Source organism: Acinetobacter sp. VT 511 (genome assembly GCF_001077515.1).
Lineage (GTDB): Bacteria > Pseudomonadota > Gammaproteobacteria > Pseudomonadales > Moraxellaceae > Acinetobacter > Acinetobacter schindleri.
Genome location: NZ_LFRE01000058.1, coordinates 110,962 through 136,961, shown reverse-complemented (window position 1 = coordinate 136,961; position 26,000 = coordinate 110,962). Strand labels below are relative to the sequence as shown.

The following is a 26,000-nucleotide window of genomic DNA, read 5'->3' as shown; positions in this document are numbered from 1 at the left end:
TAGATAAAATTAAATGAAATAATTTGGAGTTTGATGATGTTGGATTCTAAAAAGCCGCGTTTTGGCCGTATTTTGCTGAAACTTTCAGGTGAAGCGCTTGCCGGCAACAAGGATATGGGTATTGATGCACCAATCCTTGACCAGATGTCTTTAGCGATTGCACACCTGGTTGGATTGGGTGTACAGGTCGGTATTGTTGTCGGTGGTGGTAACTTGTACCGTGGTAGCCAGTTGCAGAAAGATGGTCTGGTTGGTCGTGTAACCGGTGACCAGATGGGTATGCTGGCAACCGTGATGAACGGTCTGGCATTACGTGATGCGCTGGTACGCCGTAACATCAAGACACGTTTACTTTCAGCATTGCCAATTGGCACCGTTGTAGAATCTTACTCAAGCCGTGATGCGATTCGTCACCTGACGCGTGGTGAAGTCTGCGTATTTGTTGCGGGGACAGGTAACCCGTTCTTTACCACTGATACAGCAGCTTGCTTGCGTGGCATTGAAATTGAAGCGGACCTGATTCTGAAAGCAACTAAGGTTGATGGTGTCTATAATAAAGATCCAAGCAAATTTGAAGATGCTGTTAAATACGAAACCTTAACCTTTGACCAAGTGCTTGATGAAAAACTGGGTGTGATGGATTTAACGGCGATCTGCCTATGCCGTGATCATAACGTACCGCTACAAGTTTTCGATATGAACAAGTCTGGTGCTTTATTGTCCGTTGTGATGGGTGAAAAAGAGGGTACTCACGTTACCAATTGATGACGTGAACCTTGAAGCACTTTATACTAGTCAAAATTTAGCTTTTACATTTTTTAGAATTAAGTAAGGAAGATCATATGATTAACGATCTTAAAAAAGACGCAGAAGACCGTATGAACAAGTCACTTGACTCGTTGGAGCATGGTTTTGCCAAAGTTCGTACTGGACGTGCACATCCATCGATTCTGAACGGTGTTATGGTTCCTTACTATGGCTCTGACGTGCCATTGAACCAGGTTGCAAACGTAGGTATTGAAGATTCACGTACCTTGCTGGTTCAACCATTTGAACGTTCAATGGTTGCTGCAATTGATAAAGCCATTCGTGAATCAGATTTAGGGCTTAACCCGATTACTGCTGACGCAATTCGTGTACCAATGGCTGCGTTAACTGAAGAAACTCGCCGTGACATGCAGAAAGTTGCGCGTAACGAAGCTGAAAACGCTAAAGTTGCGATTCGTAACATTCGTCGTGATGTTTTGGGCGATATCAAAGCTTTATTGAAAGAAAAAGAAATTTCTGAAGATGAAGAGCGTCGTGCTTCTGACGAAATCCAGAAAATTACTGATAAATATGTTGCTGAAGTTGACAAACGTTTGGCTGCAAAAGAAGCTGAATTGATGAAGGTCTAATTCATCAATGACCGTTTCTGAAGAGAGTTCCCGTCTTCCAAAACATGTTGCCATCATCATGGATGGCAACAATCGTTTTGCCAAAAAAAATCAGATGCAAAAAGGTGAAGGACACCGTGAAGGTAAAAGCGTTCTTGACCCGATTGTAGAACACTGTAGAAAAAGAAAAATCCAGGCTTTAACTGTATTTGCGTTTTCGAGTGAAAACTGGAATCGTCCGCAGTATGAAGTGGATCTGCTCATGCGATTGCTCGAAGACACCATCCATGAACAGTTACCGCGCATGGAAAAATTCAATATTGCCTTACGCTTTATCGGTGATTGCAACCGTTTATCTTCAGAGCTGCAAGCTTTAATGTTGCATGCTGAGGAAAGGACTGCTAAGTTCGATAGCATGACGCTCACTATTGCCATTAGTTATGGTGGTATGTGGGATATGGCGCAGGCTGCGAAGCGAATTGCTGCGGATGTTTTAACAAATAAATTAGAACTTGATGCAATTAATGCTGATGTTTTTGGTCAATATGTAAGTCTTAGTGATTTACCACCTGTGGATCTGTTAATCCGTACCGGTGGGGATTTTCGCTTGTCAAACTTCCTGCTCTGGCAGGCAGCTTATGCGGAATTGTATTTTACTGAAACCTTATGGCCAGAATTTACCACGGAAGAATTAGATGACGCGTTTGCCGTATTTGGTGGACGTGAACGTCGGTTTGGTAAGACATCAGAACAGATTCAGCAAGAGAAACTTGAGAATTAATACATGTTAGAGCGGATTATAACCGCATTGGTTTTGGTGGCTGTTGTACTCAGTTGTATGTTTGCCACTACTGCATATTACCCAATGTTTGTGTTGATGGTCGTTGCTGCAGGCGTGGCAGGTTATGAGTGGTTTAAACTCATGCCACGTCAGGGGAAAAAAGTAATTAAGCCGTTTGCTTGGGGTTATGGCTTACTCACAGCAGTTCTTTCAGCACTTGCACTCTATTTTTCAGACATCTCCATGCTGCTTTGGGCGGCATCGATTTTGACCTGGATCCTCAGCATCTATTGGGTTAAATCCTATCCTGAATATGATGGCTGGTACAATGTTACTTTAAATGGCATTGGCGTGATCCTGATCTCGGCGGCGGTCACTGCAATCTATTCAGTCTGGCAGCATTCACCTTGGTGGTTAATGTATCTGTTTTTGCTGGTTTGGGGGGCAGACAGTGGTGCCTATTTTATTGGACGCAAGTTCGGCAATAAAAAGCTCGCACCGAAAGTTAGTCCAAACAAATCGGTTGAAGGGTTGTATGGTGGAATCGTCACATCCATGTTGATTGTCATTACAGTCACATTACTTTATCTCGATATCAGTATTCCCGAACTGCTTTTATTCCTGATTTTATCAGTATTAACAGTCTTTAGTTCTGTGCTTGGCGACCTGTTTGAATCGATGATCAAACGTCGTGCTGGTATTAAAGATTCGGGACGTATTCTGCCAGGACATGGTGGTGTATTGGACCGTATTGATTCTCTCCTTGCTGCAGCACCGATTTTTGCTGCAGGCATGTATGTCTTAAAACTAATTGGCGTAGATTTATAAATGTCACAAGCTGTTTGTATACTGGGTGCTACAGGTTCTATTGGGCAAAGTACTTTAAAAATCCTGCAGCGACATCCTGAAGCTTACAGCGTATATGCTGTGACTGCACAAAGCCGTATTGCTGAACTGGTCGAGATCTGTAAGCAGTTTCGACCAAAAATCGCTGTGGTGCCAGCCTTTAAAGTAGATGAACTGGCACAATTGCTGAAACAGCAACAGTTATTCGAAATAGAAATTTTACCAGATGAAGCAGGCTTGATTGCAGTTGCTGAACATCCAGAAGTAGATGTAGTCATGGCGGCGATTGTTGGTGCAGCTGGCCTTTTACCGACATTGGCTGCGGTCAAAGCGGGAAAACGCGTCCTGCTGGCTAATAAAGAAGCTTTGGTGATGTCTGGTGATATTATGATGCAGGCTGCTCGTGATCATGGGGCTTTATTGCTACCTGTGGACTCAGAGCACAATGCAATTTTCCAGTGTTTGCCGGCGAATTACTTCGATGCTGAGCGTAACGGTCAGCCAAAACTGGGTGTACAGCAGATTCTGTTAACTGCCTCTGGTGGTCCATTTTTAAATCATACTTTCGAGCAGCTGCAGACGGTCACACCAGCACAAGCCTGCAAGCATCCGAACTGGTCGATGGGTCAGAAAATTTCAGTAGATTCTGCAACCTTGATGAATAAAGGTTTGGAACTGATTGAAGCCTGTCATTTATTTGCAGTAAAAGAACAATTTGTTACAGTTGTCGTGCATCCACAGAGTATTATTCACTCCATGGTTCAATATGTAGATGGTTCAACTTTGGCGCAAATGGGTAATCCAGATATGTGTACCCCGATTGCACATGCCTTGGCATGGCCAGAGCGGATCAGTACGCATGTCGCGCCATTAGATTTATTTGTACATTCACAACTGAATTTCCAGCAACCGGATACCCAGCGTTTTCCTGCATTAAAACTGGCACGCCAGGCAATGCAGCAAGGCGGGATTGCGCCTGCTATTCTGAATGCAGCCAATGAAATTGCCGTGGCAGCATTTTTGCATGAAAAAATTACTTTCACTCAAATACCTCAGATAGTTGAACATACGCTGAATTCGATGGACAATCAGACAGCAGGTCAGCTGGAAGTGATTCTTCAGGCTGATCGGCAGGCGCGTGATATCGCCCGTCAATTCGTTGTGAATAAAGGAAGTTAAGCCATGAACGCCTTGTTTATTATCGCAGCTGCAATTCTGTTATTAGGTCCCCTGATTGCGATCCATGAATTTGGACATTACTTTGTAGCTCGAAAACTTGGCGTAAAGGTTTTAGTTTATTCGATTGGATTTGGTCCAACGCTAATCAAATGGACTTCAAAAAAATCTGGTATCCAGTATCAGCTTTCTGCTTTGCCATTTGGCGGCTATGTCAAAATGCTCGATGAACGTGAAGGTAATGTACCTGAAGAGGATCTGCCGAAAGCATTTAACCGTCAACATCCATGGAAGCGTATCGCGATTGTTGCGGCTGGTCCTTTAATTAATCTTTTCTTTGCAGTGATTCTATTCTGGATTTTATTTTTACCTGCACAAGAGCAGTTAAATACCCGTGTAGGTCAAGTTCTGCCTAATACACCTGCCGCTGCTGTACAAATGCAGCAAGGCGACAAAATTACCGCAGTGGATGGCACCGAAGTCGCAACCTGGGAAAAGCTGAATTATGCCTTGGTTGATCGTGTTGGTGAAACCGGGCTGATTACGATTCAGGCTGAACGTGATGGACAGATAAAAAGTTTCCAATTGCCGATTCAGAGTTTTCTGAAAGATCAGTCACAGTCTCCACTGGATACTTTAGGTTTTATACCGTATCGTCCAGAAATTCCCGCAGTGGTATCTAAGCTCAGTGACGATGGCGCTGCAATCCGCCAAGGCATGAAGGAAGGTGACAAGATCATTGCCATTGATGGTGTGGCGATGAAAAACTGGTTTGATGTGGTACAGGTTGTCCAGGCATCACCAGAAAAATTATTAAAAATAGTTGTGTTACGTAATAACCAGGTGGTGCATTTACAGGTGATGCCACAGGCGAAACGTGACAATATGGGTAAAGTGACGGGTATGCTGGGTGTACAAAGTGACCCAGGCAAAATCACCATCCCGGCAGAATATAAACAGACAATTCAATATAGTCCGACTGAAGCACTGGTCATGGCTTTTGACAAAACGACACAACTGTCTTCGATGATTCTGAACTCGATTGTGAAGATGGTTCGTGGTCTGATTGGTCTGGATAATTTATCTGGTCCAATTACGATTGCCAAAGTGGCAGGTCAAAGTGCGGAAATGGGATGGCAAACTTTTATTTCCTTTATGGCGCTAATGAGTGTAAGTTTAGGGATATTAAATTTACTGCCAATTCCAATGCTTGATGGCGGACATCTGGTTTACTATTTTATTGAATTATTACGTGGTAAACCTGTTTCTGAACAAATACAATTGGTTGGCTTAAAAATTGGTATGGTATTGCTGGGTAGTATGATGCTACTTGCACTATTTAATGATTTTATGCGTTTATAACAACGTAGATGGAATAAATTAACAAGCGGAAAAGACTGGCATGCAGCACACACATTTATTTATGCCTTTGGCACTCGTTAGTGCTATGGCAGTTGCACAACAAGTATATGCAGCAGATGAATTCGTAGTACAAGATATAAAATTTGACGGACTGGTTCGTCTCACTCCCGAAAATGTGTATGGCCTGGTGCCAATCAATAGTGGTGATCGTGTCAATGATCCGATTATTGCCAATGCGATCCGGAGTCTGTATGCCTCAGGCTTGTTTGATGATATCAAGGCAACTCAAGCTGGAAATACGCTAGTATTCCAGGTGGTTGAACGCCCGGTTATTTCCAAGATCGAACTAAAAGGTAACAAGCTGATTCCGAAGGAAGCTTTGGAAGAAGGTTTGAAAAAAATGGGTCTTGCTGAAGGTGAGGTTCTAAAAAAATCTGCTCTGCAAACTGTAGAAACCGAGCTTGAACAGCAATATATGCAGCAAGGTCGTTATGATGCAGACATTACAGTAAAGACTACGCCGAAGCCAAATAACCGTGTCGATCTTCTGATTGAATTTGTGGAAGGTAAGGCTGCAAAAGTTTTTGACATTAATATTATTGGCAATACGGTCTTTAAAGAAGATGAGATCAAGCAGGCTTTTGCAATCAAGGAAAGCTCTTGGAATTCGATTATTTCCCGTAATGACCGTTATGCACGTGAGAAAATGGCAGCAAGCCTTGAAGCTTTGCGTGCCATGTACCTGAACCGTGGTTATATCAACTTCAATATCAATAACTCAAGTCTGAACCTGAGTGAAGATAAGAAAAATGTCTTTATTGAAGTATCGGTAGATGAAGGTGAGCAATTCAAGTTTGGTGAGACCAAATTCCTGGGTGATGCGCTTTATTCAGCAGATGAACTCAAAGTTTTACAACTATACAAAGATGGCGAAATTTATTCACAGGAAAAAGTGAATGCGGTTAAACAGTTATTACTGCGTAAATATGGTAATGCTGGCTATTATTTCGCTGAAGTAAATGTTGTTCCAGAAATTAATAAAGATACTAAACTGGTTGACTTAAATTATTACATCAACCCAGGTCAGCAGGTGACTGTGCGTCGCATTAATTTTACTGGTAATAACAAAACTGCGGATGAAGTATTGCGTCGTGAAATGCGTCAGATGGAAAGCGCACTGGCTAGTAACGAAAAAATTGACCTGTCTAAGGTCCGTCTGGAACGTACTGGTTTCTTTAAATCTGTTGATATTAAACCGGCGCGTATTCCTGGTTCACCGGATCAGATTGATTTAAATGTTGCGGTTGAAGAGCAACATTCCGGGACAAGTACCTTGGCAGTTGGTTTCTCGCAAAGTGGTGGTGTTACCTTCCAGGCTGGTTTAAGTCAAACCAACTTCCTAGGTACAGGGAATAGTGTATCGGTAGATCTATCACGCTCTGAAACTCAAGATTACTATAACCTGAGTGTAACCGATCCATACTTTACTATTGATGGGGTACGTCGTGGTTATAATCTCTACTACCGTAAAACCAAACTGGATGATGACTATAACGTCAACAACTATGTAACAGATAGTTTTGGTGGTGGGATTAACTTTGGTTATCCAATCGATGAGAACCAGAGTATTAGTTTTGGTCTGAATATTGATCAGACCGATGTTACGACTGGTCCATACGTTTCTACCTATGTACGTGACTATTTATTAGCAAATGGTGGTAAGGAAACCGGTAACCCAGGAAGATATTGTCCAGATGGACTATGGAATGCAACTGATAGAACCTGTGGTACGAATGATCAAGGTTGGGAGTCTTTCCCTGATGAGTTTAAAGGGGATTTCCTGACCTATAATCTTAATTTAGGCTGGTCATATAATACCTTAAACCGCCCAATCTTCCCTACAACTGGTTTCTCACATCGTATTAATGGTGAAATTGCCTTGCCAGGTAGTGATGTGGAATATCAAAAGCTGACCTATGATGCGCAAGCTTACTTCCCGTTAGGCAAGAATTTTGTAGTTCGTGGCTATGGTAAGCTCGGTTATGGTAATGATCTTCCATTCTATAAAAACTTCTATGCGGGTGGTTTTGGTTCAGTCCGTGGTTATGAAAATAGTACTTTGGGTCCTAAATACCCAGGTGTTACATATAACGAATCACGTACTCGCGATTATGATCCTGAAGAAGTAGGCGGTAATGCTTTAGTTCAGTTTGGTACAGAATTGGTGCTTCCAGTTCCATTTAAAGGAGATTGGGCACGTCAGGTGCGTCCAGTGCTATTTGCTGAAGGTGCACAGGTCTTTGATACTCAATGTGATGTGCCAAGAGGTAATTTGTACTTAACTGGTGGTTCAAGTGATCCAGGTGTAGATGCTAAACAGTACTGTAAAGACAACTTCGGTTTTGAACTAGATAACATGCGTTATAGCGTAGGTGCCGGCTTTACCTGGATTACTATGATCGGACCATTATCATTAAGTTATGCATATCCGTTGAATGATAAAAAAGGTGATGATACCAAGAGTATTCAATTCGAAATTGGTCGTACCTTCTAATTTAATTAACCAAAGTTAATATTATTTGGCCTTGTGAATAGTAAGAAATTACTATTTGTAAGGCCATTTTTATAGATAGAGAAATACAGATGAAAAAAATGATGATGGCGATAGGTATCGCTACGGCAACTTTAACTTCAACGGTACAGGCAGCTGGTGTTGGAGTAATTGATCTGGAACGTTTGGTGGAAAATAGCACATATCTAAAACAGCAAAATACGTCATTCCAGCAGACTATCAAACCACAAACCGCCAAAATTGAGCAGCTAAATAAGGAATTGGAAGCCATTCAGCAACGTGCCCAGGCAAACCCTAAAATGAGTGCGGCAGATAAGAAAAAGCTCGAAGAACAATATCAGGCAAAATTTAAAGAGTTAGGTCAATTACAGCAAGCTATACAGACTAGCGCGCAAAGCTCTATTCAGCAGGTTCGTACTGTATTTGATGCACGTGTGAAGCAAGTCGCTGAACAATTACGCCAAGAAAACAAGCTGGATGTGGTTTTGAATAAAAATAGCGCGCTTGCCTATGACCCTAAGTATGATTTAACTGATAAAATGATTCAAAAGGTTAATGCAATTAAATAATCAATGAATCATCAACAGCTTCAATTAGCTGACCTCGCTCGTCTGGTGCAAGGTGAGTGTATAGGTCAGTCCGATTTGCAGTTAAGAGGCTTGGCAAGTCTTGAGCATGCAACAGTACAGGATCTGGCGTTTGTTACTGCTGATAAATATCTGGAACAGGCAGCTCAAAGCCAGGCAGGTGCTCTGATTGTGACAGCTGAGCTTAAAACACAGCTAAGTTCACATCAGAACTTTATTGTCGTGGCAAATCCTTATCTTGCTTTTGCAATGCTGACTCATGTATTTGAGCAAAAGCAGACTCAACGTGGTATAGAAAGTACGGCACAGGTTCATCCTTCGGCTGTAATTGCAGATGACGCCTATATTGGTCACTATGTGGTGATCGGTGAAAATTGTGTAGTTGGATCAAATACGGTCATTCAGTCCCATGTGCAGATGGATAACCAGGTAGAAATTGGTAAAGACTGTTTTATTGATGCTCATGTGACCTTGACCGGTACAACAAAAATTGGTGACCGGGTACGTATCCATGCCAACAGCGTCATTGGCAGTGAAGGTTTTGGTTTTGCGCCTTATCAAGGTAAATGGCACCGCATTGCACAATTAGGGTCGGTACGTATTGGTCATGATGTCCGTATTGGTTCTAATTGCAGTATTGATCGTGGTGCTCTGGATGACACAATTCTGGAAAATGGCGTCATTATTGATAACCTTGTGCAAGTCGCTCATAACGTTAAAATTGGTGCCAACACTGCCATTGCAGCAAAAACAGCGATTGCAGGCAGTACCAGTATTGGCAAAAACTGTATCATTGGTGGGGCTACAGCGATTTCAGGACACCTGAATATTGCGGATAATGTGACTTTGACCGGAATGTCAATGGTGACAAATAATATTTCTGAAGCTGGAAAATATTCTTCAGGTATCGGATTGTTTGAAAATCAGAAGTGGAAGCGCACAGTGGTTCGCATTAGACAATTAGCAGATGTGCCATTGACCCAGGTAATGAAACGCCTTGATCATATGCAGTCTCAAATTGAGTCCATTGAATCAACATTTAAGTTGCGTAAATAATTATGATGACAGAATCGAATTTGCCTACATTCACGAAGCCTGAATTGCCAATGACCATTCAAAAGATTCGTGAGTATTTGCCTCATCGCTATCCATTCCTGCTTGTGGATCGCGTGGTAGATATTACTGATAATGGCATCGTGGGTTATAAAAACGTTTCAATTAATGAAGAGTTTTTACAGGGCCATTTTCCTAATTACCCAATCATGCCAGGTGTGCTAATTGTAGAAGCATTGGCACAGGTAGCAGGTATTCTTGGTTTCGTCATGAACAATGAGACTCCAACAGAGGGCTCTTTGTTCCTTTTTGCTGGTGCTGAGAAGGTTAGATTTAAAAAACAAGTGGTTGCAGGCGACCAATTGGTATTAAAAGCTGAATTAGTGATGCAAAAACGTGGCATTTACAAATATAATTGTATAGCCACAGTAGATGGCGTAGTCGCAACAACCGCGGAAATTATGGTTTCGCATCAGAAAGTCGAGCAGGCATGAGCAATAACTCCCTTATTCATCCAACTGCCATTATTGACTCATCTGCAGTAATTGCTTCAGATGTTCAAATTGGTCCTTACTGTATTATTGGGCCAAATGTCACTATTGGTGCAGGTACCAAACTTCATTCACACGTCGTTGTGGGTGGGTACACACGCATTGGCGAACACAATGAGATTTTCCAGTTTGCGAGTGTGGGAGAAGTTTGTCAGGACCTGAAATATGCAGGTGAAGAAACCTGGCTTGAGATTGGTGATCATAACAAGATTCGCGAACATTGCAGTCTGCACCGTGGTACTGTTCAGGACAATAGCATTACCAAAATCGGCAGTCATAACCTGCTGATGGTAAATACGCATATTGCACATGACTGTATGGTGGGCGATCACAATATCTTTGCAAATAATGTTGGTGTAGCTGGTCACGTCCATGTGGGTGATTATGTGGTGATTGGGGGTAACTCAGGTATCCATCAGTTCTGTAAGATTGATTCTTATAGCATGATCGGTGGTGCATCACTGATTCTTAAAGATGTGCCTGCTTATGTAATGGTTTCCGGCAATCCTGCGCATGCATTTGCAATGAATGTGGAAGGGATGCGTCGTAAGGGTTGGTCGAAAAATGTAATCAATGGCCTACGTGAGGCATTTAAACTGATCTATAAATCAGGTTTAACCACACAAGAAGCAATTGAAAAAATTCGTGCAGAGATTCTGCCAGAAGTGGCTGAAGCACAGCGCTTGCTTGATTCTTTGGAGCAGTCTAAACGTGGTATTGTGCGTTAATAGGCTATTCATAAAAAAGACACCTTTTCAGGTGTCTTTTTTATTTCTGAATCTTTTTATTTAAAGAATTTAGCTTCTTCAGACTGCGGATAATTTTTCAACAAGCGAGATTTATATTGTGCAGCCAAGGTCTTGTTTTTCTCTACTTCACTGCTGACATTATATAATTGATACAAAGCACGGGCAGCTTTTGCCGAATTTGGATAGCGGTCTGCCACAATGGCATAATTTCGCTTCGCTTCAGTAAAATTCGGTGGATCAATCGACAGATTAAACTCTGCTAACCAGAAATAGGCATTGCTGATATACACGCTGTTTGGATTATTCTTAATGAAATTCTGCATCGGTGCAATCGCTTTTGTGGCACCGCCATTCTTGTAGGCATCCAGGGCTACTGTATATGCGGCTTTTTCTAACTCGGAGGGTTGAGCAGAAGAGCTCGAAGCTGTTGATGTCTGAGCTTGGCTTAACTTGCTGTTGCCTGCTCCTGAGCTGGGTGCAGTATCCTGTTGATTATCCTCCCCAGTGCCTTGTTCAGGATCAATCTTTTGCTGTAATAACTCAAGACGTTGATCGAGATCGGCATAGCGGTTAGCCAGTTCACTTTTTAGCGACTGGATTTCGTTGTCCTGTTCTTCAATCTTGCCGCGCAAGCCACGAATATCACTTTCCAGTTGCTGATTTTTTTGCAGCAATTGCCAGCTCATATTGGTCTGTACCGGGGTATCTACTCCTGAGGAAATCGCAGGCAGGGTGTTGGTAGGTGCTGTACTGTTACCACCCTGGCTTAAGCCTCGAGATTCAATTGGAACTGCAGCAAAGAGCGAAGTGGTACAGAGCATGCTGAACGCGCATAAGACATGTTTTTTAAACATCATCTATTTTATCCATGTTGTTTTGAATGAACCAACGTTTAAGGTGGTCAATCAAATAAATTATTCAATGTATATGCCACACATTTAAAACGGCATTGCCGGGAATTGCAACATGCTTTTACAAAGTTGAAGGGGTTTTCCGGGCAGGAATTTGTATCTCGGATTTACAGAAAATCCTGAATTAATCCTACATTGTTTTTAAAATAATCAAATGGATAGCTTGTACCAGATTTTTTGGTATTCTCGCTTGCAAGTTCATTAAAAATCTCTATACTCTGTTCTTGCAATGGTAGCCCTGCCGGTTACTTCGCAATTGCACTCTGCGAACCCCGCCAGGACCGGAAGGTAGCAACGGTAGTAGAACTGCGATGTGCCGAAGCTTTGCTGGTAGGGTTGCCACCATATTTTTAATATAATAAAAACAATACCAATTTGAATTTTCTATTCTCAAATCAAATCTTTTATTCATAAGCTCAAATTGTATATCTTATTATTTTAATGTCTCAGCTCATGGTTGTTTTATTTCCTCTTTAAGCTTGTTCACCACACTATTTAAAATTCAATATTCAAGACTTTTAGTCATTGAGGCCTTTAGAAAAAGTAATCAATCTTCTGCTTTACGGTTAATCGCTTTCATAATGGCATCTATTTCAAAACCCCGGTACATGAGAAAACGAATCTGCTTGGCTTTGATTTTGGGATCTTTTGTAACTTCAAGGCCGTATTTCTTGAGCTTCAGTTCATAAGCTTGCTGAACCCAATCGGTTTCTTTCAGTTCATCTATAATTAAAGCTGTATCAATCTTCTTGCTTTTCAGCTTCATTTTAATCTGATTCGGGCCTTTACCTTTGCGCTTTTGGCTGGAAAGCAAAGTTTCTGCAACACGCTGGTCACTTTGATAATTCTCACGGGAAAGCTCATCAACAAGCTCTAGTACTTCATCACGATTTTCTGCATATAAACACAGTTTCTCGATCAGTTCCGCTTTGGCATATTCCTTACGGGTCAGTACTGCAAAGGCGTAGGAGCGCAAACGGGAGCCGGTTAAGCCCGGTTTCGTTTTATCTTCCTGCTTGTTATCAAATAAGCATTCTTCAGGATCAAACTCGGGCAGGGCATCAGCTTGGGATGGAGTTGCTGGCTTGGACGAATCATGAGCATCGCCAAACTGTTGCTTGATGGTTTCATAATCCAGGAGCTTAGTGAACTTTGCATCAGACATAGTGAATCCAATTCATTATATTACCTGTCCATAATAACAAAAACGCCCCGTAGGGCGCTCTGTAAGACGTTTAAGGATTATGCATCCAGAAAGTCTGCTGGTTCTTCTTCGTCTTTATCTTCAACCACATTGCCTGTCGTCAAAAGCTGCTCACGAATCAGTTTTTCAATGGTATCTGCAAGTGCTTTGTTCTCTTCCAGATAACGAATAGTGTTGTTCTTGCCTTGGCCAATCTTGTCACCTTGATAAGAGTACCAGGCACCGGCTTTCTGTACGATTTCCTGCTGTACTGCAAGGTCAATCAATTCACCGAGATGGTTTACACCTTTACCATACAGAATTTGGAATAGAGCTTCCTTAAATGGAGGCGCCATTTTGTTCTTCACAACTTTAACTTTAGTTTCAGAACCAACGATTTCGTCGCCTTCTTTTACCTGACCAATACGTCGGATATCCAGACGTACAGAAGCATAGAATTTCAGTGCATTACCACCAGTAGTAGTTTCCGGACTACCAAACATCACACCAATTTTCATACGGATCTGGTTAATGAAGATCACCATACAGTTTGAACGCTTGGCATTACCAGTGATTTTACGCAGTGCCTGGCTCATCAAACGTGCTTGCAGACCCATGTGTGAGTCACCCATTTCGCCTTCAATTTCAGCACGAGGGGTCAGGGCAGCTACAGAGTCGACAACGATCAGGTCAATCGCGCCTGAACGTACCAGCATGTCGGCAATTTCAAGTGCCTGTTCGCCATGGTCGGGTTGAGATACCAGCAGGTTGTCGATATCTACACCCAATTTACGTGCATATTGAGGATCAAGCGCATGTTCAGCATCGATGAATGCACAAGTACCACCAGCTTTTTGACATTCTGCAATCGCTTGTAATGTCATGGTGGTTTTACCTGAAGATTCAGGACCATAGATCTCGACAATACGGCCTTTTGGTAAACCGCCAATACCGAGCGCGATATCAAGCGTTAAAGAACCTGTAGATACAGCTTCAACTGCTTGAACGGTATTGTCACCAAGACGCATTACTGTGTTTTTGCCAAACTGTTTTTCAATCTGGCTTAAGGCAGCATTCAGCGCCTTGTTTTTATTCTCATCCATCTTACAACCTCAATACGATGTCACTAAATTAGTACTCAAGTGGATGTCTTAAATTAGAGCTTTGTTCCACAGGTATAATAGTGACAGAAAGTTCCCTGATATTCTATAAAATTCAGCGCATGTACGACATACGCTGACGCTTGAATTTAATCATCATTATATGACCAATGCTGGTCAAATAGCTGACTATTTTCGTCTCTAAATTTGCTGATGTCACGGCGATCTTTTTTACTTGGTCGGTGATCCGGACGAGCAAGATTATGCAACTTTCTTTGTGATGCAATCAATTCCCGTCGGGCAATACTGACTTCAGTTTCTTCATAAAGTGTTTGCGCAACTGGAGCAGGGCCACGGACATCAGATAGTTCTTTGACAACAACAGTTTTCTTGTCAATGCCTTGTTGGACCGTGATTTCCATGCCGATCCGGACTTCACGGGAGACTTTGACACGTTCGCCGTCAATATGCACCTTGCCGCCTTCAATGGCATTCTTGGCAATGGAGCGCGTTTTGAAAAAACGTGCCGCCCACAGCCATTTATCTATACGCATGCCTACCGCATCTTCGGGTAAAGACGATTTACGCATATTGCTTGTTAACCTCAGCCTGATTTAAATATGTGATTAAATCTGTTAATTGGTGCAGCATCGGGTAATTGCAAGTCTCGCGAGAAACTTTGCTGGAGGAGGGCTGTTTAATACTGAACAGATTCTGAATGCCATAGGCTTTGGCACCATTCAATACTTTTTCCGTATCATCAATAAAATAGACTTGTTCAGGATCAAAAGGATGCAGGGCGTTTAGACCTTGCCAGAATTCAACAAACTCCTTGGCATGCCCGATGGTTTCAGAGCTGACAATCACGTCAAAATAATCTTTGAGTTGCAGATGTTCCAATTTGAAGCTGAGTCCGGCACAGTCGGCATTGGTGGCCAGCCAGATCGGGTAGCCATTTGCCTTTAGATAATCCAGTAACTCCAGTGCCTGTGGTCTTAATGCGACTTTGGATTTATGCTCGATTTGCATCGCCAGAACATCCACTTCGACTTTAGCTGTCCAGAAGCGCGATGAGTACCAGTTTAGGGTATGATTATGTTCTTGATAGAATGCATAAAGCGTTGTTCGACTTTGCTCCAGGCTGCAATGGTGCGTTTCAGCATAGCGGACAGGAAGCAGGTCATTCCAGATGAAATCGTCATAGGCAAGATCAAGTAGGGTCCCGTCCATATCAAAAATAATGGGCGGTTTTTCTGAGCAATTCGGCATATAAGGTTTTCTATGTTTAAAGCAACAACAGCACCACAAGATCCGATGATTTTGCAGTTTGTGCCCATTTTGACACAGGCTTGTGAAATTTTGCGAGAAGAATATCAGCAATATTGTTCCGGTGCTGCTTTTGACATTGAAAGGAAAAAGGATGATTCGCCTGTGACGCAAGCCGATTACCGCGTCAATACTTTTCTGACTCAGGTCCTCGCTGAAATTTCTGATTTACCGTTACTTTCTGAAGAAGGTAAACAGGAGGACCGTCAGGCATGGTCTGCATTCTGGCTGCTCGATCCTCTGGATGGCACCAAGGAATTTCTGCATCAACGACCCGAATTCACTATTAATCTGAGCCTGGTCAAAGACAATCTGACGACTTTTGCCATTCTTGCAATTCCGGCACAACAGCTTATCTATTTCTGTCCAGAACAAGGTATGCCGCTAAAATATGACATTCAGCAAGATTGCTGGCATGAATATTTTCCAGCATCTCAACAAGACACGGTGCATATTGGTCTAAGTCAAAGTAGCCAAAAAAAGCCTAAATATGCGGCTTATCTGGAAAGTCTGGCTAAATTTACTGAGTTTGAGGAGTTTAAAGCTGGCAGTGCTTATAAATTTTGCATGATTCTGGAAGATCAGGTGGATATTTATCCGCGCTTCCATCCGACCTGTGAATGGGATACCAGTGCCGGTCAATGTCTGCTGGAACGTATTGGCGGCGGTTTAGTAGATTTTAAGGGGCGGCCATTTAGCTATAACCAGCGCGAGACCTTATTAAATAGTGGTTTTATTGCTTATAAGACCAAAGAGATGAAGATATTGGCCTTTAAAGCGCTGGCTGATATGCAAGGTAGTGATTGAGCTGTGTAACGTTCATGTTATAGTGAAGCTGATTCCGTTGATAGACCAGTTGGCAAGATTGTGGCATTAAAACTGCTTCCACCGAGCATGCTCAGTGCAATAGATTTATTGCCTGATACGAAGACACCTGTGACTCTGTTTACGCGTCATTCCTTGCGTGAAGAGGTGGCCGGTCAGGGCCTGGCAGGCTATGACTTGCAATTAACATCACAGGGGCGTGATCTGGCGCAGGAGTGGGGGGCTTATCTGGTCAATCAAACTGATCGTCATATTCAGCATTGTATTTCTAGTCCTATTCAGCGTTGTGTCGATACTGCAGCTCTTATGATTGAAGGTGCAGATGCAACCAATAAGGCATCGCATACCCATAACATTGAAATTATCGAACAAGGTTTACTGGTTGAGCCTGGCAGTTTTGTACTGGATATTCAGAAGGCTGGGCCATATTTCAAGAAACAGGGTGCATTAGGTTTTATTAATAGTTTTGTGAATAACGCCTTGCCGGGCATGAAGCATCCGATTCATGGTGTGGTCGATGTCCTGGAGTTAATCTATAACACGCATCCAAAAACGCCGTATGGACTCAGTCTGGCAGTAAGTCATGACACGATTTTGGCAGCCATGATTGCAGTCATGTCAGGTCATCAGGAAGTTAGCCGGGAAGACTGGCCGAAAATGATGGAAGGTTTGTTTGTCTGGTTTGAAGGCGATGTGTTTGAGGAGTCTAAACTGAAATGGATCTGGCGCGGTAAGGTACATGAACTGGATATTTCCCAGTTTCAGAATGCGGAATTACACACTAGGAAATAAGTTAAAAGCTCAATCATGATGGTTGAGCTTTTTACATTTGTCTTATGAAAGTGAAATAGAATAATCATCAAAAATCACTATGCTGATATCTAAACAGATATTCAAGTATGGGAAAAACAATGAAAACCATCACAATTTTAAGTTTGGTTATTATAGTGGGTCTAACCGCCTGTCAGAAACGTGATACGGATTCGCCAGAGCAGGACAAGACCACCACGCCACATTCTATGGATAAGGATCAATAATTCAAATATTAAACTGGCTGATATTCCCGTTCTTACTTTTATCAATCTTATTTTTGGTGCGAAATAGGATTTCCATAAGTTTTAAAGAATATTTTAAAAATATTGGGAAATAAGGAAGAAGAATTGAGTGGAAATAATCTTGTAAAGTTTATTTATTCAAAAATTGTCTTTTTATTGAATAGATCATTTTGTTGATTTACTAAATTTTGGGCACAAAAAAAGCCCTAAAAGGGCTTTTTTCATTTGCGATTAGTTAGAAGCTAATGCTTTAACTTGCGCGTTCAAACGGCTCTTATGACGAGCTGCTTTGTTTTTATGGATGATACCTTTGTCAGCCATACGGTCGATTACTGGAACAGCTTTTTTGTAAGCTTCAGTAGCAACAGCATAGTCGCCAGCAGCAATAGCAGCTACTGTACGTTTAAGATAGGTACGAACCATAGAACGCAAGCTTGCGTTGTGTTTGCGTGCTTTAACGTTTTGACGAGCACGTTTTTTAGCTTGAGCAGAGTTTGCCACTCGTGCACTCCTTGAAATAGATTGGTCTGGGCGGGCTGAAACTCAACTGAAAACCAACATCAGAAGAACTATCACCAGCCCGTAAACAAGTGCCATATTTTGAGGAAACTGAGGGCTTAAGTCAAGTCTTGACATGCTTTGACAACATTTTAGTTGCAGAAAAATTCTAAAGAAAACGTTAGATTAGTATTCAGGCAGGGAGATCGTACAAAAAATGACTAAAACCATAACATATCCAATCATCATTGGTGCCACGGGTCTTGTGGGTAAGAGCTTGGTACAACAGCTGGTTAATGAGCCAAGCTGCAAGCGTATCAGTGTCGTGGTACGCAAGCACCAGCCAGAGTTTGAGCAATGGCCCAAAGTCAAACAACTGGTCTTTGAGGATTTTCTGATGTTGAATGATCAGGATGTCAGCGGACATACCCATGCTTTCAGCTGTCTAGGTACAACTTTAAAGCAGGCAGGTTCCAAAGATGCTTTTTATAATGTGGACTATACCATCAACGCCCATTTTGCCGAGCTGGTTCAACAGACGGATGCGCATTATCTGCTGATTAGTGCCATGGGGGCGAATGCTGAATCCTGGTTTTTCTATAATCGGGTCAAAGGCGAGCTGGAAGATTATATCCAGACCTTAACGCTGGAACGAATCAGTCTGATCCGGCCATCTTTATTAATAGGTGAACGTGGTCATCAACGTTTACTGGAAGATGCTGCACAGAAAATCTATAGCAAGTTTTCGCATTTGGTACCGGATTCTTTTAAATACAAGCCAGTGACAGCCGAGCAGGTGGCTCATACTATGGTATATGCAGCCCTGAATCAGACTGTGAAATTTGAAATTTATGATAATTTAGCCATACAAAAAATGAAATGAGGGTAAAAATCGTGTCCAGCGTACCATTTGTAACTTGTGACCTGCTTGATGATAATCCAGATAAAGACCTGCAGGTAGTCACCCCATGCCTGGATGGCAAGTTTTTTAAAAGCTATGGTGCACGTAAAAGCTTTGGTGGCCAGATTGTCACAGTAAAGTGCTTTGAAGATAATTCTCGTGTCAAAGAATTACTGGCAACTGATGGTGCAGGCAAAGTCCTGGTGGTGGATGGTGGTGCTTCGATGCGCTGTGCACTGATGGGTGACCTGATTGCTGAATCAGCAGTAAAGAATCACTGGAATGGTGTAATTATTTACGGTTGTGTACGTGATGTGGATGCGATTGCCGAACTGGATCTTGGTGTGCATGCCTTAGCTTCGATTCCTCAAAAGAGCAACCGCAAAGGTATTGGGGAAGTCGATGTTGCACTGTACTTTGGCGGCGTGACTTTTCAATCAGGTGAATACGTTTATGCGGACAATAACGGGATCGTGCTGTCTAAAGAAAAACTGGTGGACTAATCCTGTTTATTGAAAACATACAAAAATCAGCTATACCGTGAAAGTCAGGCAGTTTAGATTGCTGTTTTCACGGCTTTAAAACAATAAAGAGGACAGACGATATGTTAGGCCATCAGATTAAAGTAGTACAGGCATTGGCATCCGCATTTCTGGAAGGTGGACGAGGAGTTTCCGGAACGCCATTTCCAAGCCAGCCTGAAAAACCCTTAAAGCTTTATGAGTACGAAGGCTCGCCATTCTGTCGCCGTGTCCGTGAAGTGATGACTTTACTCAACCTTGATTATGAAGTGTATCCATGCCCACGAGGCGGTAAACGCTTCCGTCCTGAAGTAAAACAGCAGGGAGGCAAACTCCAGTTCCCATTTTTAGTAGATGAAAATACGGGAGATAAGCTTTACGAATCTCAGGATATCATTCACCACCTGTTTAAGCATTATGGCAAAACTGGTAAGACTCCGGCGAAATATTCAAATTATCCAAAGGTGCCGGTGGCTGCAATTGCCGGTACGATGGTCAACGGTTTACGCGGTGGTATGGCAAAACCATTAAAGAAAAATAAACCTGCACCTGAACAGCTTCTGGAGCTGTGGGGGTTTGAAGCCAGCCCGTATACCCGTATAGTCCGTGGTGTATTGTCTGAGCTGGAAATTCCTTATATCTACCACAATGTGGCGAAAGAACGCTGGCAAGATTATGGCCCAGCCAAGCTACGCCTAAAGCCAGGAAAATATGAGCCCTTGCCAGGCGGTAAACGCGAACAGCTGTTCACCATGATGGGGAACAATATCCAGGTGCCTTATCTGGTCGATCCGAATACCAATGTAAAAATGTTCGAATCTAAAGATATTGTGAAATATCTAAAAGGTCAGTATGGCGCTTAATTTTCGTAAATTTTTTAATTAAAGAATTTCCTGAGTCACCAACAAAAAAGAGGATCAAATGACCCTCTTTTTTTGTTTCTTATTCTTCTTCAGCAGGCGGAACCAGCATCAGGATGGATTCATTGAGTAGATCTGCCAGGTCTTCCAGCATATCTTCATCAGCAAAGTCCAGATTGAGCATCACAGACTCACCATTGGCGATCAGCTTGAGTTTTTCTGTAAAAGCTTCTGAGACACATAAACCTTCACCATTGCCCCAGAATAGTATTTCACCATCTTCTTCAGTATAAAGCAGGCGTGATGCAGGCTCGAGCATAATGCTATAGCCTTGGTCTAATGCTTCTTCCAGGTCGCCAGTACCAATTTCTTCTGCTTCTGGAATATTTTCTGGATATTTAGGTTCAGACATCAGGCTCATGATGGCATCTTCAAGTACATTGGAATTATGCAACTGCTCCATGATTTTACTTTTTAGATATTCAAGCTCATTAGCTGCGACTTCACCGGCAGCACTGATTTGATCACGAATGATATCAGTTAGGGGATTACGTAAAACTTCATTTTCAGCAAACTTGTCCCCAACACGGTCCATCATGTCACTGATATTTGGCATACGGAAACCAAAAGAGAAAGTTAAACAGTCATCTTCAGCTACGCCGTAGTGTGAAAGCCCAGGTGGAACATACAGTAAGTCGCCTGGAGCAAGAACTTCATCAAAGTTTACATCTATTTCTGGAAGTAATTTTAATGGCTGACCCGGAACAAACTCAGTCTCTGCATTACACATCTGACCTAATTGCCAGCGACGATGACCATAACCTTGTACAAGGAAGACATCATAGAAGTCGAAATGCTTGCCTACAGAACCACCCTGAGGCGCATATGACACCATGATGTCATCACGGCGCCATTGTGGAATGAATGGAAATTTTTTCCAGAGTTCCGATAAATCAAAGGAATAATGATCTACTGCCTGAACAAGGAGTGTCCATAATTTAGGCATTTTCTGGAAATCAGCTTTTAGTAAAGGTGAAGATTTCACTGACCATTGGTTCGGGTCGCGGTCTTTTTGCTTGATCAAGCGTGCAGTGACGTTTTCATCCAGAGCCAGCTCCATGACATCATCAGGTTCAAGCAGGCCAGCAATTTCAGGCATGGCATTACGTACTAGGAGAGGTTTTTTCTGCCAGTATTCAGCAAGGAATTGTTCAGCGGTAATTCCGCCTAATACATCTAAAGGTTGGGACATAGGATTAACTACAAGATAAATTTTGCTTATTGTCCCTTGAGTTATTGAATGGTGCAAGCGAGATGGTGAGAAATAGAGCTTTTATAAATACCAGGAGAGCAAACTAAGTAATATTTATTTTCATAAAATCAATGATGAGAATTTTATTTAAAAATTAATTTATTAAAAAATTTTAGCGCTCTTAAAAATTGAATAAGAAGAATAGCATTTTGAATGAAGGATAAGAATTACAAAGATATGAACCAAATTAGAGTAGCTCAATTAAAAGTGATAATTATGTAACTAAAATAGTGAAAAACATACTTTGATTGACATAAGTGACGAAATGACACAATTTTTTGTAAGGAGAATAAAAATAATTTGGTAAATAAAATGAAAGAAATTCAATTAATTAATAAAAAAACAAAAGAAAAAATACAACTTAATGCTGATACGGTTCGAGTTGATCAAAGCTCCATTGTAAAAATCAAAATTTCTAAATCAGATATTGTCCAGATGTCTCAAGACGGTACAAATCTGATTTTAGTATTGAGAAATGGCAAAAGATTGGTGGTTGAAAATTTTTATGCAAACAATCATGAAGGTTTAACGTCTAGTCTTGTGATTGAAGAGCAAAGCGGTACTTTATATTGGTTTGATGAGGTGACCAAGCAATATAAGCAGATTTCAAGGACAGATACATTATTACCATCTTCCTCGTTTCTTGCAGAAAATTGGGAGTGGATAGCGATTGGTACATTGCTCATTGGTGGAGTTGCAGCGACAGACAGTGGTGAGGTTGAAGATGATGAACAGTTAGAGCTAAATGAGCCAGTGCCAATAGATCCTGTGCCGGAAGTGCCAGTAGAACCTGAACCGGAAGTACCGGTAGAGCCAGAACCTGAACCTGAGCCTGAACCGGAAGTACCGATAGAACCTGAGCCAGAAGTTCCGGTAGAGCCAGAACCGGAACCAGAAGTGCCGGTAGATCCAGAACCTGAACCAGAAGTACCGGTAGAGCCTGAACCGGAACCAGAGCCGGAAGTACCGGTAGAACCTGAACCGGAACCAGAGCCGGAAGTACCAATAGAACCAGAGCCGGAACCAGAAGTGCCAGTAGAACCTGAGCCAGAGCCGGGGCAACCAGAACCAACAAATCCAACACTTCGACTAGCTCGACTTAACCTAGTTGAACAAAATGAAGATACCGTTCCTGATCAAGAAGCTGTGAGCAGATTCAAAACATCACAAGAATTTATGAGGAATAGCTTTGAAGAGCAACAAGTGGCAGTTGATACTAATCATGATGTTATTCCATCAGATGGGAACGAGGACATTATTGATGCTAAACAGCTCATAGATTTTATTTCTTCGGGCTTAGATAGCAATACGCAAGTTTATAAAATACTAAATACAGCGGATGCAATTTCAAATTTAAATAATCAGATGAATCTGTTGTTAGAGGGTACAGAAAAAGAAAGTAGTTTGATGGATATCGACTTTATGCGAACAGATACTGTTTCATTAGCTGAACTGCTTTCTGATTCTAGTCATGTAGACAATATTATTGTAGTAGGGAATGAAGGGGATCAAATTATTATTCAAACTGATGCTGAAGAGGTTGCGCAAGCCAGCGATCCGTTGATATTGGAAAATCAATCAGATCTCATGTTGCAACAGCTTTTATCTGAGCAGCAACAGATTATTGGTTAAATATTTACCTGATCGATAGTTGCTAAAAAGCAGTCCTAAAACTGCTTCCTTACTAATTTTTAAGGCACCAGAATATCCAGCTCACGCAAGATATTACATAGCTTGATCATCGGCATGCCCATTAACGTCGTCTGGTCCTGACCAATCATTTCTTCAAACAGACTAATGCCTAAGCTTTCACATTTAAAGCTACCAGCGCAGTGCAGAGGCTGTTCAATGTCAATATAACGTTCGATTTCAGCTTGAGATAGCTTGCGGAATTTTACCTTATAATGCTCAACCAGAGTTTGCTCAAAACCGCTAGATTTCTGTTGTACGCTCAGTGCTGTACTAAAATATACAATCTTGTCTGAATTGGCCTGTAACTGGCGAACTGCCTTTTCAGCAGTTAAGGGCTTGCCAATAAAGATATCTGGTGCGCCTTCACGCCAAGCCACCTGGTCAGAGCCAATGACGATTGCATCTGGGTGTTGCTCAGCCACATGTCGGGCTTTTTCAAAAGCCAGTCGCTTGGCTAAGTCATCCGCATGATTTTCACCTTGCGGTGATTCATCGATATCCGGGACGATCGATACGTAGTCAAGACGTAAGCGATTCATCAATTCTTTACGGGTCTGGCTGGAAGAGGCCAGAATAATCTTTGCGGTATTCATTAGACAGCGTATTCTTCTAAAACATGCAGGGGGACATAGGCTAGAACTGCTTTATGACAGGCTTGCAGTTTGATTGGTGGCGCCTGGCCTGCTTCATAAGCTTCCACCCAGCGCGTCACGCAAATACACCAGAAATCACCTGGCTGAAGCCCCGGAAAACCGACTTCTGGTAACGGTGTAATCAGATCATTACCTACTTTTTGGGAGAAATTTAAAAACTCCGAAGTCATCTGTGCACAAACTGTATGCTGGCCCAGGTCGCTAGGGGAAGTGTGGCAAAAACCATTACGGAAGTAGCCGGTAATCGGGTCAAAACAGCAGCTCGCCAATGGCTCGCCCAAAACATTTAAACGGTTTAAATCTGGATCTGGATGTATCGACATGGGTACTGAATCTGATGGATGCTTTTTCCTATCATAACAAAACTTTGGCAATCGTTAGCTTTTCTGCAAAAGATGCTAACCTTTTTCTGCATAATCATTTAAAATCGCCTCGTTTTTAATATCTATAAAGAGAGCTCTAGATGAACTTTCAACGTATGACTGACCTTGACCTTGCGGGTAAGCGTGTTCTTATTCGTGAAGATTTAAACGTCCCTGTTAAAAATGGCGTGATTACTAGCGATGCGCGTTTACGTGCAGCATTGCCAACTATTAAAGCTGCCGTAGAAAAAGGTGCAGCGGTTATGGTGTATTCACACCTTGGTCGTCCAGTTGAAGGTGAGCCTAAAGCTGAACAGTCACTTGCACCTGTAGCAGCATATTTGACTGAAGCATTAGGTCAGGAAGTAAAGTTATTCACTGACTACCTGGATGGCGTTGAAGTTCAACCTGGTCAAGTGGTTTTACTTGAGAACTGCCGCTTCAACGTCGGTGAAAAGAAAAATAATCCTGAGCTTGCAGCGAAATATGCAGCACTTTGTGACGTATTTGTAATGGATGCATTTGGTACAGCACACCGTGCAGAAGCATCTACTGAAGGTGTGGCTCGTCTGGCGAAAGTGGCGGCAGCGGGTCCTTTACTTGCAGCAGAATTGGATGCTTTGGGTCGTGCGTTGAAAACTCCTGAAAAACCAATGGTGGCAATCGTTGCTGGTTCCAAGGTTTCAACTAAACTAGACGTATTGACTTCACTTTCTGATATCTGTGATCAATTGATCGTAGGTGGTGGTATTGCAAATACTTTCCTTGCAGCTGCTGGCTACAATGTAGGTAAATCACTGTGTGAAAGTGATTTGATCGACACAGCTAAAGCAATTGCAGCAAAAGTTTCTGTGCCACTTCCAACAGACGTTGTGGTTGCTAATGCATCTGAAATCAATTTTGATGACTTCCTGGGCTCATTAGCTGCTGCTAAAGCGGTTGTGAAAAAAGTTGAAGATGTTGCTGACAACGACATGATCCTTGATGTAGGTCCAGAAACTGCAAAAGCATTTGCTGAAATTTTGAAAACGTCTAAAACGATTCTTTGGAACGGTCCAGTGGGCGTATTTGAAGTAGATCAATTCGGTGAAGGCACGAAAACTTTATCATTAGCGATTGCTGAATCGGAAGGTTTCTCGATTGCAGGTGGTGGTGACACGCTTGCTGCGATTGATAAATACAACGTTGCTGACAAAATTGGTTATATCTCGACTGGCGGCGGTGCATTCCTTGAATTTGTCGAAGGTAAAACCCTTCCTGCAGTTGCGGTACTCCTAGAACGCGCTTAATTGCATGTTTTAGCCTAAAAAAAGCTGGCCAAGTGTCAGCTTTTTTTATGTCATTTTTTTTGACAGCGGATACTTACCATTCATGGCTTCGTCATTAAAATGCAATAAATCTGTCATAAGATGCAGATATTAAATCACCAAATGACGAGATTACGTGATGAAAAAACAGTTAACTTTAGCGGCATTATTGGCAGCATCATTGGCTCTGACTGCATGTGCGAAACAGGAAAATGCCCCAGCAGCTGAAGCAGAAGCTTCGGCAGCTGTTGCAGATGAGACTGTAACGCCAGAACAGCAAGCAGCGATTGATGCAATTGATCAGCCGGTTCTAGATGAAAAAAATACCGACATTCCTGCTGAAATTGCGAATGCTCCAGCAGATGCAGCGACTGCAGACGAGTCAGTTGCAGCAACTTCGGAAGCTGTGGCACCTTAATTGGATCAATGTGAGACAAAATC

General features: G+C 42.2%; 28 protein-coding genes and 1 other RNA gene. 20 read left to right on the top strand and 9 right to left on the bottom strand.

Annotation, left to right across the window (positions count from 1 at the left end; genetic code table 11):
* Positions 1-36 precede the first annotated feature (36 nt).
* From pyrH to lpxA, 11 genes are all read left to right on the top strand, one after another.
* Entirely contained in the window at positions 37-765 is a 729-nt protein-coding gene (gene pyrH / locus ACS72_RS07000; RefSeq protein WP_004812647.1) for a UMP kinase, read from the top strand.
* A 77-nt stretch (positions 766-842) separates the two neighbouring features.
* Positions 843-1,397, top strand: a complete 555-nt coding sequence (gene frr / locus ACS72_RS06995; RefSeq protein WP_048881678.1) for a ribosome recycling factor — start codon at positions 843-845, stop codon at positions 1,395-1,397.
* A gap of 7 nt (positions 1,398-1,404) precedes the next feature.
* Positions 1,405-2,157: a polyprenyl diphosphate synthase gene (uppS, locus tag ACS72_RS06990; protein WP_008305282.1), complete on the top strand. Its 753-nt coding sequence runs from the start codon at positions 1,405-1,407 to the stop codon at positions 2,155-2,157.
* A 3-nt stretch (positions 2,158-2,160) separates the two neighbouring features.
* Positions 2,161-2,985 (top strand): phosphatidate cytidylyltransferase, encoded by an 825-nt coding sequence (locus ACS72_RS06985; protein WP_004894403.1) that lies wholly within the window; start codon positions 2,161-2,163, stop codon positions 2,983-2,985.
* Positions 2,986-4,182, top strand: coding sequence for a 1-deoxy-D-xylulose-5-phosphate reductoisomerase (gene ispC / locus ACS72_RS06980; protein ID WP_008305281.1), 1,197 nt, complete (start codon positions 2,986-2,988; stop codon positions 4,180-4,182).
* Between the two features lie 3 nt (positions 4,183-4,185).
* Positions 4,186-5,541, top strand: coding sequence for an RIP metalloprotease RseP (gene rseP, locus ACS72_RS06975; RefSeq protein WP_008305280.1), 1,356 nt, complete (start codon positions 4,186-4,188; stop codon positions 5,539-5,541).
* A 40-nt stretch (positions 5,542-5,581) separates the two neighbouring features.
* The gene (gene bamA, locus ACS72_RS06970) at positions 5,582-8,095 is read left to right on the top strand and encodes an outer membrane protein assembly factor BamA (RefSeq protein ID WP_048881677.1); all 2,514 of its coding nucleotides are present in this window, start codon (positions 5,582-5,584) and stop codon (positions 8,093-8,095) included.
* 89 nt (positions 8,096-8,184) lie between these two features.
* Positions 8,185-8,682: an OmpH family outer membrane protein gene (locus ACS72_RS06965; protein ID WP_004812658.1), complete on the top strand. Its 498-nt coding sequence runs from the start codon at positions 8,185-8,187 to the stop codon at positions 8,680-8,682.
* Positions 8,683-8,685: 3 nt separating this feature from the next.
* The gene (lpxD, locus tag ACS72_RS06960) at positions 8,686-9,756 is read left to right on the top strand and encodes a UDP-3-O-(3-hydroxymyristoyl)glucosamine N-acyltransferase (protein ID WP_048881676.1); all 1,071 of its coding nucleotides are present in this window, start codon (positions 8,686-8,688) and stop codon (positions 9,754-9,756) included.
* A 5-nt stretch (positions 9,757-9,761) separates the two neighbouring features.
* The gene (gene fabZ, locus ACS72_RS06955; RefSeq protein ID WP_026056779.1) at positions 9,762-10,247 is read left to right on the top strand and encodes a 3-hydroxyacyl-ACP dehydratase FabZ; all 486 of its coding nucleotides are present in this window, start codon (positions 9,762-9,764) and stop codon (positions 10,245-10,247) included.
* Positions 10,244-11,032, top strand: coding sequence for an acyl-ACP--UDP-N-acetylglucosamine O-acyltransferase (lpxA, locus tag ACS72_RS06950; protein ID WP_004894416.1), 789 nt, complete (start codon positions 10,244-10,246; stop codon positions 11,030-11,032). Before fabZ ends, lpxA begins: the two co-directional genes overlap by 4 nt.
* 56 nt (positions 11,033-11,088) lie before the next feature.
* Here the strand turns inward: lpxA and ACS72_RS06945 are convergent, their stop codons facing one another.
* Entirely contained in the window at positions 11,089-11,910 is an 822-nt protein-coding gene (locus tag ACS72_RS06945) for a YbgF trimerization domain-containing protein (protein ID WP_005221754.1), read from the bottom strand.
* Positions 11,911-12,203: 293 nt separating this feature from the next.
* On the opposite strand from ACS72_RS06945, the gene ffs reads away from it, so the two are divergent.
* An RNA gene (gene ffs, locus ACS72_RS17360) (signal recognition particle sRNA small type) lies at positions 12,204-12,300 on the top strand.
* 211 nt (positions 12,301-12,511) lie between these two features.
* Here ffs and ACS72_RS06940 read toward each other — a convergent pair.
* The 4 genes from ACS72_RS06940 to ACS72_RS06925 form a co-directional block, all read right to left on the bottom strand.
* Entirely contained in the window at positions 12,512-13,129 is a 618-nt protein-coding gene (locus tag ACS72_RS06940; protein WP_048881675.1) for a regulatory protein RecX, read from the bottom strand.
* 77 nt (positions 13,130-13,206) lie between these two features.
* Complete coding sequence (gene recA / locus ACS72_RS06935) at positions 13,207-14,250, bottom strand: recombinase RecA (protein WP_005221756.1); 1,044 nt, start codon at positions 14,248-14,250, stop codon at positions 13,207-13,209.
* A gap of 146 nt (positions 14,251-14,396) precedes the next feature.
* Positions 14,397-14,837 carry an RNA-binding S4 domain-containing protein gene (locus ACS72_RS06930; RefSeq protein ID WP_048881674.1) on the bottom strand — a complete coding sequence of 147 codons (441 nt, stop codon included), beginning with the start codon at positions 14,835-14,837 and terminating at the stop codon, positions 14,397-14,399.
* Entirely contained in the window at positions 14,830-15,516 is a 687-nt protein-coding gene (locus ACS72_RS06925; protein ID WP_004812672.1) for an HAD-IA family hydrolase, read from the bottom strand. The genes ACS72_RS06930 and ACS72_RS06925 overlap by 8 nt, the downstream gene beginning before the upstream one ends.
* 12 nt (positions 15,517-15,528) lie before the next feature.
* Between ACS72_RS06925 and ACS72_RS06920 the strand changes: the two genes are divergently transcribed.
* The gene (locus tag ACS72_RS06920; RefSeq protein ID WP_004894426.1) at positions 15,529-16,380 is read left to right on the top strand and encodes a 3'(2'),5'-bisphosphate nucleotidase CysQ; all 852 of its coding nucleotides are present in this window, start codon (positions 15,529-15,531) and stop codon (positions 16,378-16,380) included.
* A gap of 60 nt (positions 16,381-16,440) precedes the next feature.
* Positions 16,441-17,190 (top strand): histidine phosphatase family protein, encoded by a 750-nt coding sequence (locus ACS72_RS06915; protein ID WP_048881673.1) that lies wholly within the window; start codon positions 16,441-16,443, stop codon positions 17,188-17,190.
* Positions 17,191-17,684: 494 nt separating this feature from the next.
* Here the strand turns inward: ACS72_RS06915 and rpsT are convergent, their stop codons facing one another.
* A complete protein-coding gene (rpsT, locus tag ACS72_RS06910) occupies positions 17,685-17,954 on the bottom strand; it encodes a 30S ribosomal protein S20 (RefSeq protein WP_004786139.1) in 270 nt (89 codons plus the stop codon).
* A gap of 214 nt (positions 17,955-18,168) precedes the next feature.
* Between rpsT and ACS72_RS06905 the strand changes: the two genes are divergently transcribed.
* The 3 genes from ACS72_RS06905 (at position 18,169) to ACS72_RS06895 (ending at position 20,236) form a co-directional block, all read left to right on the top strand.
* A complete protein-coding gene (locus ACS72_RS06905; protein ID WP_048881672.1) occupies positions 18,169-18,834 on the top strand; it encodes an NAD-dependent epimerase/dehydratase family protein in 666 nt (221 codons plus the stop codon).
* Between the two features lie 11 nt (positions 18,835-18,845).
* Positions 18,846-19,355 (top strand): ribonuclease E activity regulator RraA, encoded by a 510-nt coding sequence (rraA, locus tag ACS72_RS06900; protein WP_048881709.1) that lies wholly within the window; start codon positions 18,846-18,848, stop codon positions 19,353-19,355.
* A 101-nt stretch (positions 19,356-19,456) separates the two neighbouring features.
* Positions 19,457-20,236: a glutathione S-transferase N-terminal domain-containing protein gene (locus tag ACS72_RS06895; RefSeq protein WP_048881671.1), complete on the top strand. Its 780-nt coding sequence runs from the start codon at positions 19,457-19,459 to the stop codon at positions 20,234-20,236.
* Between the two features lie 79 nt (positions 20,237-20,315).
* Here the strand turns inward: ACS72_RS06895 and ACS72_RS06890 are convergent, their stop codons facing one another.
* Entirely contained in the window at positions 20,316-21,485 is a 1,170-nt protein-coding gene (locus tag ACS72_RS06890) for a cupin domain-containing protein (protein ID WP_048881670.1), read from the bottom strand.
* Between the two features lie 372 nt (positions 21,486-21,857).
* On the opposite strand from ACS72_RS06890, the gene ACS72_RS06885 reads away from it, so the two are divergent.
* Positions 21,858-23,177, top strand: coding sequence for a BapA prefix-like domain-containing protein (locus tag ACS72_RS06885; RefSeq protein WP_005221771.1), 1,320 nt, complete (start codon positions 21,858-21,860; stop codon positions 23,175-23,177).
* 59 nt (positions 23,178-23,236) lie between these two features.
* Here the strand turns inward: ACS72_RS06885 and ACS72_RS06880 are convergent, their stop codons facing one another.
* Both ACS72_RS06880 and ACS72_RS06875 read right to left on the bottom strand, forming a co-directional pair.
* A complete protein-coding gene (locus tag ACS72_RS06880) occupies positions 23,237-23,830 on the bottom strand; it encodes a nucleoside triphosphate pyrophosphatase (protein ID WP_004812682.1) in 594 nt (197 codons plus the stop codon).
* Positions 23,830-24,213: a DUF2237 family protein gene (locus ACS72_RS06875; RefSeq protein ID WP_005221773.1), complete on the bottom strand. Its 384-nt coding sequence runs from the start codon at positions 24,211-24,213 to the stop codon at positions 23,830-23,832. The genes ACS72_RS06880 and ACS72_RS06875 overlap by 1 nt, the downstream gene beginning before the upstream one ends.
* Positions 24,214-24,353: 140 nt before the next feature.
* Between ACS72_RS06875 and ACS72_RS06870 the strand changes: the two genes are divergently transcribed.
* Together ACS72_RS06870 and ACS72_RS06865 are read left to right on the top strand one after the other, a co-directional pair.
* Positions 24,354-25,541, top strand: coding sequence for a phosphoglycerate kinase (locus ACS72_RS06870; protein ID WP_005221775.1), 1,188 nt, complete (start codon positions 24,354-24,356; stop codon positions 25,539-25,541).
* Positions 25,542-25,698: 157 nt separating this feature from the next.
* The gene (locus ACS72_RS06865) at positions 25,699-25,977 is read left to right on the top strand and encodes a hypothetical protein (protein ID WP_004812685.1); all 279 of its coding nucleotides are present in this window, start codon (positions 25,699-25,701) and stop codon (positions 25,975-25,977) included.
* Positions 25,978-26,000 lie beyond the last annotated feature (23 nt).

Bases quoted from the DNA above. Each gene is read 5' to 3' on its own strand.
- pyrH (WP_004812647.1), top strand. From the start codon at position 37: ATGTTGGATTCTAAAAAGCCGCGTTTTGGCCGTATTTTGCTGAAACTT.
- frr (WP_048881678.1), top strand. From the start codon at position 843: ATGATTAACGATCTTAAAAAAGACGCAGAAGACCGTATGAACAAGTCA.
- uppS (WP_008305282.1), top strand. From the start codon at position 1,405: ATGACCGTTTCTGAAGAGAGTTCCCGTCTTCCAAAACATGTTGCCATC.
- ACS72_RS06985 (WP_004894403.1), top strand. From the start codon at position 2,161: ATGTTAGAGCGGATTATAACCGCATTGGTTTTGGTGGCTGTTGTACTC.
- ispC (WP_008305281.1), top strand. From the start codon at position 2,986: ATGTCACAAGCTGTTTGTATACTGGGTGCTACAGGTTCTATTGGGCAA.
- rseP (WP_008305280.1), top strand. From the start codon at position 4,186: ATGAACGCCTTGTTTATTATCGCAGCTGCAATTCTGTTATTAGGTCCC.
- bamA (WP_048881677.1), top strand. From the start codon at position 5,582: ATGCAGCACACACATTTATTTATGCCTTTGGCACTCGTTAGTGCTATG.
- ACS72_RS06965 (WP_004812658.1), top strand. From the start codon at position 8,185: ATGAAAAAAATGATGATGGCGATAGGTATCGCTACGGCAACTTTAACT.
- lpxD (WP_048881676.1), top strand. From the start codon at position 8,686: ATGAATCATCAACAGCTTCAATTAGCTGACCTCGCTCGTCTGGTGCAA.
- fabZ (WP_026056779.1), top strand. From the start codon at position 9,762: ATGACAGAATCGAATTTGCCTACATTCACGAAGCCTGAATTGCCAATG.
- lpxA (WP_004894416.1), top strand. From the start codon at position 10,244: ATGAGCAATAACTCCCTTATTCATCCAACTGCCATTATTGACTCATCT.
- ACS72_RS06945 (WP_005221754.1), bottom strand. From the start codon at position 11,910: ATGATGTTTAAAAAACATGTCTTATGCGCGTTCAGCATGCTCTGTACC.
- ACS72_RS06940 (WP_048881675.1), bottom strand. From the start codon at position 13,129: ATGTCTGATGCAAAGTTCACTAAGCTCCTGGATTATGAAACCATCAAG.
- recA (WP_005221756.1), bottom strand. From the start codon at position 14,250: ATGGATGAGAATAAAAACAAGGCGCTGAATGCTGCCTTAAGCCAGATT.
- ACS72_RS06930 (WP_048881674.1), bottom strand. From the start codon at position 14,837: ATGCGTAAATCGTCTTTACCCGAAGATGCGGTAGGCATGCGTATAGAT.
- ACS72_RS06925 (WP_004812672.1), bottom strand. From the start codon at position 15,516: ATGCCGAATTGCTCAGAAAAACCGCCCATTATTTTTGATATGGACGGG.
- ACS72_RS06920 (WP_004894426.1), top strand. From the start codon at position 15,529: ATGTTTAAAGCAACAACAGCACCACAAGATCCGATGATTTTGCAGTTT.
- ACS72_RS06905 (WP_048881672.1), top strand. From the start codon at position 18,169: ATGACTAAAACCATAACATATCCAATCATCATTGGTGCCACGGGTCTT.
- ACS72_RS06895 (WP_048881671.1), top strand. From the start codon at position 19,457: ATGTTAGGCCATCAGATTAAAGTAGTACAGGCATTGGCATCCGCATTT.
- ACS72_RS06890 (WP_048881670.1), bottom strand. From the start codon at position 21,485: ATGTCCCAACCTTTAGATGTATTAGGCGGAATTACCGCTGAACAATTC.
- ACS72_RS06885 (WP_005221771.1), top strand. From the start codon at position 21,858: ATGAAAGAAATTCAATTAATTAATAAAAAAACAAAAGAAAAAATACAA.
- ACS72_RS06880 (WP_004812682.1), bottom strand. From the start codon at position 23,830: ATGAATACCGCAAAGATTATTCTGGCCTCTTCCAGCCAGACCCGTAAA.
- ACS72_RS06875 (WP_005221773.1), bottom strand. From the start codon at position 24,213: ATGTCGATACATCCAGATCCAGATTTAAACCGTTTAAATGTTTTGGGC.
- ACS72_RS06870 (WP_005221775.1), top strand. From the start codon at position 24,354: ATGAACTTTCAACGTATGACTGACCTTGACCTTGCGGGTAAGCGTGTT.
- ACS72_RS06865 (WP_004812685.1), top strand. From the start codon at position 25,699: ATGAAAAAACAGTTAACTTTAGCGGCATTATTGGCAGCATCATTGGCT.